Here is a 13,408-nt window from a genome sequence, read left to right as displayed (position 1 = left end):
TAAAATGATTGATATAATTAAAGACCTTGAAGATAGAATTAATGCTCAAATTATCGGTCAAGAAGAATTGGTGCAATCCTTAGTTATTGGACTGATTACTGAAGGTAATATTTTATTGGAGGGCTTGCCAGGCTTAGCCAAAACAAGAGCCGTTAATGCACTTAGTAATGTTATGGATATTAATATGAACCGTGTACAATTTACTCCAGATTTATTACCCTCTGATATTACAGGTACAGAAATTTATAACCCAGAAGGCAAAGAAGCTTTTCAGTTTAAACAAGGTCCTATTTTTACAAATTTGGTACTTGCAGATGAAATAAACCGTGCCCCAGCTAAAGTGCAATCAGCTTTATTAGAAGCAATGGAAGAACATCAAGTGACAGTGGCAGGGAAAACCTATAAAATGGATCCTTTATTTATGGTAATTGCTACTCAAAACCCTGTAGAGCAAGAAGGAACATACCCATTACCAGAAGCTCAGCTAGATAGATTTATGATGAAAGTAGAAATTACTTATCTGAATAAGGATAGCGAAGAAGAAATGCTAAAACTAGTGAGGAGAGAGCAAAAAAAGTCATCAGATGCTAAATCACAAAAAAAGCTTGACCCCAAATTTATCTTTGAATGTAGAGATAAATTAAATGATATAGAGGTTTCTGAAGCCATAACTAAATACATAGTTCGTTTAATAGATGCTTCAAGGTTTCCAGATAATTACACATCAGGTTTATCTAAATATATTAGTATTGGAGCAAGCCCTAGAGGAAGTATAGCACTTGATAAAGCAGCTAGATGCCTAGCTTTAATGAAAGGGAAAGATTATGTTGACACTGATGATGTTCGAGAAATTGCTCATAGAATATTAAGACACAGAATTGCCTTAACATATCAAGCAAGTGCAGATAGAAAATCATCGGACGATATAGTTACTGAATTATTAAAAATAGTACCCATTGCTTAATGTCATCTTCAGATTTACATATTAGTATTCAAGACCTTTTAGAACTAGAAGGGATTACAGAGGGAACTGAATTTTTTAAGCATCAGAGAGTAGCTGGATTATTATCTGGTAGGCATGCTTCTATGCTTAGAGGAAGAGGATTAGACTTTTCTGAAGTTCGAAAGTATGTAATGGGCGATGATATCAGAAACATTGATTGGAAAGTGACTGCCCGGACAAGAGAAACACATACTAAGGTTTTTAGCGAAGAAAAAGAACGACCTCAAATGGTAATTCTTGATCAAAGTTTAGCCATGTTGTTTGGTTCATCACATCAATTAAAAGCAAATATTGCTATTCAAATGATGGCTATTCATGGGTTTAGAGCTTTAAAAATGGGCGACAGATTTGGAGGGATAATATATAATGATGAGAAAACATTAATGTTTCGCCCATCACGAAGTAAAACACTTTTTCAGGCTTTACTTGAGGAAAGTTTACAATTAAACCATGCATTGATTAGTCAAAAAGTAAAAAAGAATACCAAAAGTGATAAAATAAATGAAGCTTTATTTCAGATGCTTCAGATAGCCACACATGATTACATTATAAATGTAATTACAGATGCAACCCTTTTAGACGAAATTGGAATTGAAAGACTAGGAACGTTGGCACAAAGTAACAATGTGATTGTAACACATATTTATGATCCTTTAGATGAAAAATTACCCAAACAAAGAATGCCTTTAACAGATACACATGTTCAGATTGATTGGGAAGTTTCTAAAGAAAAACAAATTGCCTTTGAAGATAATTATAAGTCTGTTTATCAGGAAGTAGAAAAGAGATTGGTAAATTATAGAATACCATTAATTCAGTTTGATACTATAACACCAATAAGAACCCAAGTAAAAGAATTGCTTAATGATCAATACAGAAAATAATATAGGAACGGTAATACCACCAGCACCTATTGCGTTTACTTTTGATGCAATTGGGTGGACAGTTGTATTATGTATTATAGTACTCCTTTTAGCTATTCTCTTTATAGCAATTTGGCGTTACAAAGAAAAGAACAAGTATAGGGGAGAAGCACTTTTGTTATTGTATAAAATAGATAATAAAGTACCAACATCTGAAAATGTTTTTGCGATTGATAAAATCTTGAGGAGAACAGCATTTACGGCTTTTAGAGATCAAAAAGTAAAACAATTGATGCAATTGGATTGGAAACATTACCTCGATAAAAAGATCAAAAAAAATGATTTAAATGATACAGATTTTTTAGAAGTGAATCAACTTATCTTTTCATCTCCCAAGAAAAAAATAGAACTCGAATCAAAATATAAAAACTATTATAAGTATGCCGAAGTTTGGATACGAAAACATGCACTTTGAATGGACCAATATCTGGGTATTGGCTTTTGTGCTTCTTATCCCTTTGGTCTATTGGTTAATACCTTCAATGCGCCAGGTAACGTCTGCATTGGTTTTTCCTTCTTTTAAAAGAGCAGTAACTATATCAGGTATTCACCCAAGGAAAAAGTCAAAAATAACAAAGAAAAATTTGCCTCAATGGTTCATGCTATTTCTTATTTACTGCTGTATTCTATTAGGAGCAGCAGGACCAAAATTTGTAGGTAAACCAGAAAAGAAAATCAAAACAGCTAGAAGTTTTTTAATTACTGCTGATATGTCTTTTAGTATGAACAATAAAGACTGGGTTGTAGGTGACCAACGTAAAACTAGATGGCATGCTGTACAAGAATTAATGACCACTTTTATTAGTGGTAGAAAAAGTGATAGAATGGGATTAGTACTTTTTGCAACACACCCTTATTTACAAGCACCTTTAACAGAAGACCTTAATGCAGTAACATTTATGTTGAATGACGCAGAAGTAGGTATGGCAGGTCAAATGACAGGTATTGGTGATGCAATTGGCTACAGTATGAAAGTTTTTGAAGCGGATACTACTAAAGAAAAAGTAATTTTATTACTAACAGACGGTGTAGATAGTGGCAGAGGAACAAACCCTTTAGATGCAGCAGCTGTAGCAAAGAAAGATAGTATAAAAATTTATACATTAGGTATAGGAGACCCTACAGGAAAAGATAAGATAGACGAGAAAACAATGAAGTATATAGCACACTCTACAGGGGGTGAATACTTTAGAGCGATGGATGCAAAAGAACTTAGGAATGCTTATGAAGCTCTTGATAAATTAGAGCCAATTAAATACGAATCTACAACTTTAAAGCCTGAAGTTTTATTGTATTACTATCCTATAATTGCAGCAATAACATTGGCTTGTTTACTGGTTTTTTCCTTAAATATTCTCACACTTATTAAGTCAAATAAGAATGAATAACGAACAGATAATTACATATATCAACCAGTTTCATTTCTTGAGACCGCTGATGTTATGGTTCTTTGTACCGTTAGTTCTTTTTTTGGTACAATACATTTATAACAAAAGACGGACAGAGTCTTGGAAAGGATTAATTCGTAAGGAATTAAGAAAAATAGTCATTTTAAATCAGAAAAATAAGAAGGCCAATCTACCTGCTATATTAATGTTTTTTCTTTTGTCATTAATGATTATTGGTGCATCAGGTCCTACATTTAAGCAGAAAAAACTACCCTCAATACTTAATAAATCTGTGGTTTGGATCGCACTTGATTTATCACAGAGTATGATGACAAAAGATGTTTCTCCCAATAGATTAGAAAGGGCGAAGTTAAAGGTGCGTGATTTATTTGCAGAAAAATTGAATACAAAAGTAGGATTACTCGTATTTGCAGGAACTCCTCATGTAATTTTTCCACCATCGCTAGATAAGAAAGTGATGGTACCATACATGACTACAGTTAAGCCTAGAATTATGCCTGTAAAAGGAACTAATTATGAGTTAATGCTAAACTATATTGATACTTTAACTCAAAAAGAAGTTGCTCCACCAACTTTAATTATTATTACAGACGAAGTAACAGAAGCTCAAGCACAACAAATAGAAAAATATCGAAATACATCAAAAGGTTTTGTACAAGTATGGGTGGCAAGTTCTTTTAATGGTGGTTTTGTTCCTAGCCCATACAATTCAAGAAGAGAATTAAAGTTTAAAGGTAAATCTATTTTATCCAAAGCAGATCGATCGCTTCTCAAAAGATTAGATCAGCAAGAAAGAATAAAAGTTATTCCACTCACATTAGACAATAGTGATGTGGACGCATTGGCTAGTCATATTAAAAAGCATATGGTGATCAAGACAGATGCAGACAAGAAAGAAGATGATTGGAGAGATGATGGGATTTACTTTATCTATCCAATTATTATTTTTGGACTTTTTTGGTTTAGAAAAGGGTGGATGGTCAACTGGGGTTTGATACTTTTAATATTCTTATCCTCTTGCGGAATAGAGCGTGATCATCCAGATTGGTGGTATACAAAAGACTACCAAGCACAGCAAGAAGCAAATAAAGGAAATTATGCCAATGCAGCTCAGCTTTATACAACTTATTCGAATAAGGCTTTTGCATTTTATAAAAGTGGAGACTTTGAGGCAGCAGCAGCGGTTTATGAAATGGATAGTACGGCTATTTCTCAATATAATTTAGGGTTAATGTTTGTTGAGTTAGGTAACTACGAAATGGCACAAAGTGCTTTTAGGGTGGCTTTAGAAAGAGATGCAAATTTAACACAAGCAAAAGAGAGCTTGGCTAAAGTAAAAATTGAATTAGAAAAGAATAAAGGGAAAACAGAAGCATCTCAAGAAAGTGAAAAAGACGTTTCTCAAGCAGTAAAAGCTTTAACAGATAAAGAAAGAAAGTTATCTGACCATGACTATGATAAAAAGAACGCTAAACGTGCTGATGCAGAAAAAGAAAAGGTAGTAGATCCTAAAAAAAGGAAATATAAAGAACAGGATTGGCCCGACGAGAATAAGAAAAAGAAAGATAGAATGAATCAGGTAAGTGCGGCTTCTATGGTAATGGAAAAAACGAATGCCGACCCAAGTGAGTTTTTGAGAAAGAAGTTTATTCTACAAAAGAAAAAGTATTACCCACAGGTTAAAAACCCGAAAAAAGCATGGTAAAAAAAATAGTACTTCTCTGTAGTTTACTCGTTTTTGCTTTGTGTACTTATGGACAAAAGCCTTTTGCAACTGTATCATTAAATAGAACTTATGCATTTGAGCAACAACCTATAAAAGCGACTATTAAGGTGTATTCTCCAACTTGGTTTACCGATGGATTAGAGTTTGGTGAACTTAAAGTAAATGGTGCATTTATTATACCTTTTACCAATTCAGTAGCAGGAAATGAAATAATAAATAACCATAGCTATGCCATGATTACTTATTACTATTTAGTTTTTCCTTATAAAGTTGGGGAGTTGGAATTTCCTGAATTAGAAATGACTGCTTTTATTCCACCTAAAGGAGATTTTGAAGGAAAACCAACTACTTTAAGAACATCTTCTAAAGTGATACATGTACGAAGTTTACCAGCATCAGATAAGCCTGCTTTTGTAGCAAATTCAGCTTATTTAAATGATTATTGGAACAAAGATTTTAAAAATTTAAAAGTAGGCGATGTTTTAGAACGAACTGTAACCGTAACAGGCTTTAAGACTATTGCTAATTTTATTCCGAGTATTGCTATTGATAGTGTAACTTATGCTAAAAGGTATTTAAACTCTAACCTTACAGATCAGCAAATTGATAATAAGAAAGAGACCTTAAAAAGTACAAGAACAGAGAAATATTCTTATTTATTTACCAAAGCAGGAGATTATGAAATGCCTGGATCAGAAATAACATATTTTAACCCATTTACAGGGAAATATAAAACGGTTAGATCAAAGGCTATGAAAATCCATGTAGATACCTCTTCTAATTTAGGAATAGTAGGTTCAATTGCTGATAGTCTTGCTGCTTTACAACCGTCAATAGCTACAGATGATACACCTAAAGTACCTTTAAAAGAACAAATTATAGAGTTTATTGTAGAGCATAAATATCAACTACTAGCGGTTGTTATTTTTCTGATAGTCTATAAAAGATTATTTAGACTACTGCGAATATTACTGTTTAGAATGAAAGAAAAAAGGAGGATGTACTTATTATCTGAAGGTTATGCTTTTAAAAAAGCTCTTCAAAAGTCGAGAAGTAAAAATCCTTATTTGTACTTACAAAGGGTTTATAATTGGCTTTTACATACTCAAGAACAGCAAGTGAGTATTACACAACAAGCCAAAGAGGTAGGCGATGAAAAAGCTTTAAAAAAACACCAAGAATTATTTAAGGCACTAAATTCCGAGGGTATAAAAAATGTACCTTCATCATTTTCATCATTTTCATCAGTGTTAATTCATCTTAGAAATCGTATTCAAAATCTAAAGAAAAAAAGGACTTCTAAATTAGAAGATTGGGATTGATTCTACCTTAATTTTTTGTAATTTATATAACTAATACTAATCATTTTATATACTATGAAAAACACGCTAAGTCTATTTATTTTATCTCTATTTTTTGCATGTTCAACTTCTACTGAGAAATTAAATTCAGATCTAAAAGAATTGAAATTAAACGGTGAAATTAAGGCGGTTGTAACGCTAAATTATATTGCAGAGAGTAAAAACGGGGAAATTGTAAAAGGGCCTCAAGCATCTTATACAGAAGAAATTTTTGATAAAAATGGAAATATTATAGTATCTAAAGGAGGGTATACAAATACATTTACCAGAAAATATGATGATAAAGGAAATCTTATTGAAGAATTAAATTTTTGGGATAATAAAGTGGTTCGTCGTTATAAATATGAGACCAATGATAGAGGTGATATTACGAAAGCCATAATTTTTGGACAAGGTGGTGAAATGTCACAAACTAGGTATTCTATATACGATAGTAATGGCTATTTTATTGAAATGAAAGTAATGGATAGTAAAGGGAAGTTAGAGTCTAAGTTGATAGTAGAAAATGATAATTTAGGAAGAGAGATAAAACAAACTTACTTTAATAGTATTGGGGAAATAGAAGGAGAAGTAAACTTTGCATATGATAAAATGGGTAATAAAATCTTAGATGAAACGAAACTCCCTAACGGTACTACAAAAGAACGTTTAGATTTTGAATATGATGCTAAGGGTTTAGCATTAAAACAAATAACAAAAAGTAAATATGAGAATAGTTTAGTTGCTTACGAATATATCAATTTTGATAAGCACGGAAATTGGATTTTACGCTATTCTAGAGAGAAACGTTTGGATAACAATCTAGCAGAATTAAAGCCTAGATCTTATGAAAAAAGAATAATTACATATTTATAAAAATTAGATTATTAAGTGATTTTTTTGATGCTAAAGTTAAAAAAATCACTTTTTTTATTGATGTAATAAATTGAGTAAATATTAATTTTTACATTGCTTTAAAGTATATTAAAGTGATTTTCTATCATTTAGATCAATTATTTGATGTAAAGTTATAACGTTTGTTTTTAGAGACTGCTGTAACTATTTAAGTAGAAAAGGAGTATTATTAACTAACATTACCAAAACCTAATTTTACCAAAAACTATGAAATACCTACTATTATTACCCTTAACAATAGGTCTATTATCATCATACAATATATATGGGCAGTCGCCACAAAAATTAAATACAGAATTAGTACAAATAGAAGAACCAGAAGTATTATTAGCGTCTAACAATTCTCCAGAAAGGTTACATCATACCAAATCTGTTTATGTAGATAACTCAGGTACATATATTAATAAAAGCTTACCGTTATATTTAAATTTTACTACATCTAAAGAAGAAGGTTCTGTTTCTTATTCATTAAACGAATCTGAAGAAGTAACACCAACAGATGGTCTTTATTTAGATACAGAAGGACCTAATTATATTCGTTCGAAATGGGCTGTAGACCCAAACTCAAAAGAGTATTTAATGCCTAAAAGGGAAGTTAAATACGAAGTAATTGCAGATAGCAAAGCACCAGTATCCAAAATATCTTTTGATGGTACTCGATTATTTGATAATGGAGTAGAAGCTTTTTATGGAAAAAACTTACTAATGCATCTTGAAGCAACTGATAAATATTCAGGAGTAGATAAAATTTTTTATTCCTTAGATGGTGAAAATTTTCATGAGTATACTTCTTCTATGAATTTAGAAACAGAAGGACAACATATAGTATATTATTATTCAGCAGATCATGTAGGAAATCCAGAAGAGGTGAGAACATCTACGTTTAAAATTGATTTAACAGCACCAGAGTCTTCGTATACTTGGAAAGGTTTAGTGTATAATGAAAATATACTCTCTCCTAATACAACATTAAGATTATCTAGTGAAGATGCCATGTCGGGTTTAGATCACATAGAGTTTAGTTATGATAATAGTGCATTCGAAGAATTTACATACCAACCCATAACATTAAATAATTTAAAAGATGGAGAGCATACAATACATTACAAAGCATTTGATTTAGTAGATAACGAAGAAGTAGAAAAAACAATTACTTTTTACTTAGATAAGATTGCTCCAGAAACCTCGCATGAAATTATAGGAGATCAATATGTTATTGGCTCTACACGTTATGTATCTTCAAGAACAACATTCTCAATTGCTACTTCAGATAATAAAGCAGGCGTAAAGAATGTTTTTTATAGTACAAATAGAGGAAATAATTATACACCTTATACAGGAACCCCTTTTACATTAAAAAGTGAATTAGGGAAACATACAATCATGTATAAAGCGTCTGATAATGTAAATAACCAGGCAGTAGAGAAAACAGTAGAAGGAACAGAAACACTGTTTATGGATAATATTTCTCCCACAACATCATTGATGTATATAGGTAATAAGTTTGAGCATAGAGACACTCTTTTCATTACATCAAAAACACAGATCAGGTTAATGGCAAATGATAGCCATTCTAAAGTAAAAGATACTTTTTTTACGCTAAATGCAGGAGATGAAAAAGAGTATAGTGGGGCTTTTACCGTAAAGGAACTTGGTGACCAAACATTACATTATAGAAGTATTGATAATGTAAACAACGAAGAAGCTCCAGTAGAAGAAAAGTTCTTTGTAGATAATGACGGTCCTGAAATTCATTATAACATGAGTATTGAGCCAATTGGTAAACACGGAGAATTTGATATTTACCCATCGTTTACAAAATTATATTTAGGAGCTACAGATGCACATGTAGGTACTAAAGAAATTAGGTACTCTATTAACGGGGCGGCCATGCAATTGTACTCTAGTGGAAGTAATTTAGATATCTCAGAGAAAGAGCATTTAAAGAAAGATCAACATTATAAAATTAAAGTTGTTGCTACAGATAATTTAGGCAATGAAACTAAGAAAACAGTAGAATTTTATGTAGGACAACATTAAGAAATACCCAATATAAGAAACGTGTAAACGTGCCTATTTTTATTAACAATTTGACACTAAAAAAGAAATCCTAAGGTATTTTATCTTAGGATTTTTAGTATTTATACAATGTAATTAAAAGCTTAATGTACTTTTTATAGTTTCAAAAAAGCTTCCTCTTTTTTTATTTTGTCGAAGTACAGATATTAATGTCTTTCCTTTGTGAGCACTACTTTCAATAGCATTAAACTGGTCTAAAGAAATATTTTTATAATGTTTCAAATCTTCTTTAGTAGCTCCTTGTTTAAATTTAGCAATCAAATACTCTTCTTTGTAGTTATATATTAAAAATTCTAATACAGTTGATGTTTCGTGGCAGTTAATATATTTCATTATTCAAGCTGATTAACAGGGTTATATACTAAATAAATTACCATAAAAATTATAAAATTACAAGCGATTAATAGAACATTTTTTTTAAGTAGGTTTGTAATCTTGTACTTATGGCTTATTTTTTAATGTAAAAGATACTTATTTTGAGTTAAGACAATTGAACAAAGCGTAGCTGACATTTAATAATTCTTAAGTAAATTTTTAATTTAAAAAATATAAAGCCCAAGGTAAATTACCTCAGGCTTTATAATTAATCAGCTTGCGTTAAAGTATACACACTCACACACTATTTTTTTATCCATTTCAATGTTTTATTGAAAGTAGAATTTTGAATATTTATCAAATACATTCCTTTTGGAAGTGTAGAAATATCTAATTGAGTTTTTCTATTAAAAGTGTCATTTATTAAAACACTCCCATTTGTGTTTAGTAATTGTAATGCCACTTCATTATCAGAATCAATACTGATATTTACAAAATGATCTGAAGGGTTTGGGTACACATTTAAAGCAATTTCATTCTCTAAATTTAATGTTTGTACACGTGCATTAGAAGAATTACAAATGTGTCTTTGCGTACTTCCATTTCTCTCTCCGCCTTCTGGTACGTTATAGACAAAATAGAAATCGACTGATGAAGTATTTTGAACAGTATAAGAATAAGTACCATCACCATCGTTGTCCATATGATATCCTGCACCATTTACAATTAGTAATCTTGTAGAAGAGCCAACGCCATTTCTTTGAGGTTCAAAACCGATAATTACATTATTTCCTTCGTATGCAACAGTATAAAAATAATCTACAGTACCAGCTGTTGTAAAGCCAGCATCTCCCTCACATGTAAACTCGCTTTCTGGAATTTCAGGCTCTACTAAAGTTGTTACATTATGGATTGTAGCAACAGAAAATAGACCAGAGACATCTTTTGCTTGTACAGAAACAGCATAACTAGTGAGCGGACTTAAGTCTTCAAAAGTAAATGACGTTGCAGAAGTGGTAATAGTAATACCATTCATAGCAATATTGTAACCTTCTACACCTCTATTATCTGTAGAAGGATTCCAACTTAATGTAAACGAGTTATGCGTAACATTTGTACTTTGAAGATTAGTTACTGCACTTGGAGCTTCCGTATCTGGAATTACGGGACCACAGCTGCCAACTTCAAATTGATGTGGTGTTGCTGCACTATTTCTTTCACCACCTTCAGGAACTGAATATGTAAAATAGAAATCTACTTGGTCGTTAATATTTGCAGTTAACTGATAAGGTGTATTTGGTGTAATAATATTTCCTCCTTTGTTTCCTAATGATGATGTACTGTAATATAAAATGATAATGTTATTACCAACACCATTTCTACCAGGTATAAAAGTTAATGTTGGATTTTCAGCATCGTTTGATATTTCATAAGCATAGTCACCGTTTACTGCAACTCCATTACAATTTGATGTCGGAGGAACAACTTCATCTTCTACCGTTGAAAAACTTACTGAAGCACTTTTGCTTTCTCCATTTGCCGATGCAATTACTTCTACAGCATAATTGGTAGAAGAAGTCAAGTTATTGAAAGTATAACTTAAAGCTGTTGTTGTAGCTACAATGCTACCATTTAAAACCACTTGATAAGTCTCAGCATTTACATCTGTCCAGTTTAAATTAGCAGTGTTTTGCGTAATGGAGGTAACATTTGCTACTGGCGTTTCTAAAGTAAAAGGAGGGTCGATAATTACAGATGAACAAGCTCCTAAAGTTACACTGTGGATATCATCTGCTGTATTTCTTTCACCTCCTTCTGGAACATTGTAAGTGTAGTAAAAATTTAATTGATCTCCCTCAGATGCAATGATATCATAGGGCACATTTGCTTGAACTAAATTTCCACTTAATCCAGAAGTAGTATTTACACCATAAAATAAGATGGCTGTCTGACTTGCAACTCCTTCTCTATTTGGTAATAATGTGATTGTATAAGTAGCACCTGCTTCTTCAATTTTGTAAGTGTAATCATTATTTACAGGTGTACCACTACAAATGCCGTCATCTGGAATAATAACATTTGTACTGTCGTAATACACAACTACATTTGTTGAATTTTGAACACCATCTTTTGATGCAGTAATTGTATATACACCTTCTTCTGAAGCAGAAAAGGCTCCATTATTTTCGATTGTACCTCCAGTAGAAGACCAAGTAGCATAGATAGTCATAGCTTCATTATTTTGGTTAAAGGCATCGATAGCATAATCATGTACCTCATTGAGGTTTAGAGAATCTATTGCATTATTAATGACTATAGAAGTTAAAGTATCTGATGTAGCATTTAAATACCCGCCAAAACTAATTTTTAAAAGTGATGGAGATGGAGTATGTACAGATGGTGAATAATTCCATACATCATCGTAAGCAAAACCATAAGACAAACCATCTAAACTAATTGATCTATCGTGCCAAAATGCAGCATAAAAGTTATAAGGAAATTCTTGGTAATAATCTTCCTCTTTAGACCAATCTTGTAACCCTACATTTGGAGTAGAAACATCAACAACATGCCTGTTAATAGCAGCACATAATTGAGCTTGTACTAATAAATCGGTGGTGTGATCTTGAACAACATTATCAAGAACTCCTTTCCCTTCAAAAACTTCTTGTGTGGTAGGCTTTCTAACCACAATACCAGATCGTCCTTCAAAAGCAGTAGAAATACTATGTAACTCTAAAGCGCCCCCATTAACTCTACCTTGCCAAACTCCAGCATCACCAGAGTCAAAAATTAAATCTTCCTGTGCATATTTTTCCCAAATCTGATCAATATAAGGTTTCATATAGTCTACATATGGACCAACATCTGGTAATGTTCCAATTGTACCATCGGCAAATTCTTTTGTTTTAGACGGAGCTGTAATCTCACCTGTACTTGGGTTCACACAGCCTAAGAATTCTTGAGGAGCAGTAGCTAAAAACTTCTCTACAATGGCCTCGTGCGTTGCTACTTCACCAACTTTCTTTTGGTAACCATCATGCCCAAATAACTCCATCCCAATTGGAATTTTGTAAGAATCTACTCTTGTAGGATTACCAAAGAAACCATATTGGTTATAGGTTAACTCTATGATTTCGTAAGGAATTCCTTTGTTAGGATCTGTAGGGTCTGTATGGTTCGGAGATGAGTAACCTGAAGGATCACCTGTTGCACCATGGAAAAACAAATAGAGTGGTTCGCCAACAGAAATAAATATTCTACACCCTTGAATTGGATTTAATAGTACCGTTTGATCTTGAATATCACTTAATTTAGTAAATACATCTGCATACAAAGCCGTTTGATCCGGGTTTCTATTTCCTCCATAAACGGGACCAGGCATTGTGTTATATGATTTATTCATTGGGTATTGTTCACCTGTTTTCATATCAACCCAAACATGTACACCTGGAACTCCAGAAAGGTCTTCTCCAACAATGGCAACATAGAGTTCGTCGTTGCTATATTCAGAAGGGTTTTCGATGACCACTGGAAATGCATCTTGTGCATAATTATGACCACTCAAAAATAATATAATGAGTGTTGTAAAATTGTAAAATAGATTTTTCATTTTAGTTGCTTTTGTGTTTAATAGCGATAGAACAATAGATATATTTAAAATAAAGGGTGTATGTACCCAGGACTTATTTAAGTCA

The 13,408-nt window shown here is 32.1% G+C and carries 10 protein-coding genes; 8 read left to right on the top strand and 2 right to left on the bottom strand.

Annotated features, from left to right (window positions below; translation table 11 throughout):
* The first annotated feature begins 4 nt into the window (after positions 1-4).
* The 8 genes from KM029_RS08055 to KM029_RS08020 all read left to right on the top strand — a co-directional run bounded on the left by KM029_RS08055 (position 5) and on the right by KM029_RS08020 (position 9,356).
* Positions 5-964: an AAA family ATPase gene (locus KM029_RS08055; RefSeq protein ID WP_144072791.1), complete on the top strand. Its 960-nt coding sequence runs from the start codon at positions 5-7 to the stop codon at positions 962-964.
* On the top strand, positions 964-1,887 hold the full coding sequence (locus KM029_RS08050; protein WP_144072790.1) for a DUF58 domain-containing protein: 924 nt from the start codon (positions 964-966) through the stop codon (positions 1,885-1,887). Before KM029_RS08055 ends, KM029_RS08050 begins: the two co-directional genes overlap by 1 nt.
* Positions 1,868-2,341: a DUF4381 domain-containing protein gene (locus KM029_RS08045; RefSeq protein WP_144072789.1), complete on the top strand. Its 474-nt coding sequence runs from the start codon at positions 1,868-1,870 to the stop codon at positions 2,339-2,341. Before KM029_RS08050 ends, KM029_RS08045 begins: the two co-directional genes overlap by 20 nt.
* Positions 2,307-3,314, top strand: coding sequence for a VWA domain-containing protein (locus KM029_RS08040; protein WP_144072788.1), 1,008 nt, complete (start codon positions 2,307-2,309; stop codon positions 3,312-3,314). Before KM029_RS08045 ends, KM029_RS08040 begins: the two co-directional genes overlap by 35 nt.
* Complete coding sequence (locus KM029_RS08035) at positions 3,307-5,040, top strand: VWA domain-containing protein (protein WP_144072787.1); 1,734 nt, start codon at positions 3,307-3,309, stop codon at positions 5,038-5,040. The genes KM029_RS08040 and KM029_RS08035 overlap by 8 nt, the downstream gene beginning before the upstream one ends.
* Entirely contained in the window at positions 5,034-6,383 is a 1,350-nt protein-coding gene (locus KM029_RS08030) for a BatD family protein (RefSeq protein WP_144072786.1), read from the top strand. Before KM029_RS08035 ends, KM029_RS08030 begins: the two co-directional genes overlap by 7 nt.
* Positions 6,384-6,437: 54 nt before the next feature.
* Positions 6,438-7,277 carry a hypothetical protein gene (locus KM029_RS08025; protein ID WP_144072785.1) on the top strand — a complete coding sequence of 280 codons (840 nt, stop codon included), beginning with the start codon at positions 6,438-6,440 and terminating at the stop codon, positions 7,275-7,277.
* Between the two features lie 246 nt (positions 7,278-7,523).
* Positions 7,524-9,356: an OmpL47-type beta-barrel domain-containing protein gene (locus KM029_RS08020; protein ID WP_144072784.1), complete on the top strand. Its 1,833-nt coding sequence runs from the start codon at positions 7,524-7,526 to the stop codon at positions 9,354-9,356.
* Between the two features lie 114 nt (positions 9,357-9,470).
* On the opposite strand, the gene KM029_RS08015 is transcribed toward KM029_RS08020, so the two are convergent.
* Both KM029_RS08015 and KM029_RS08010 read right to left on the bottom strand, forming a co-directional pair.
* Complete coding sequence (locus KM029_RS08015; protein WP_144072783.1) at positions 9,471-9,728, bottom strand: hypothetical protein; 258 nt, start codon at positions 9,726-9,728, stop codon at positions 9,471-9,473.
* A 286-nt stretch (positions 9,729-10,014) separates the two neighbouring features.
* On the bottom strand, positions 10,015-13,323 hold the full coding sequence (locus KM029_RS08010) for a beta-1,3-glucanase family protein (protein ID WP_144072782.1): 3,309 nt from the start codon (positions 13,321-13,323) through the stop codon (positions 10,015-10,017).
* Positions 13,324-13,408: the final 85 nt, after the last annotated feature.

The sequence above is a fragment of the Flammeovirga kamogawensis genome, from assembly GCF_018736065.1.
GTDB classification, from domain to species: Bacteria; Bacteroidota; Bacteroidia; order Cytophagales; family Flammeovirgaceae; genus Flammeovirga; species Flammeovirga kamogawensis.
Note: the sequence above shows the minus strand (reverse complement) of the source record. Positions and strands in the feature narration are given on the sequence as shown.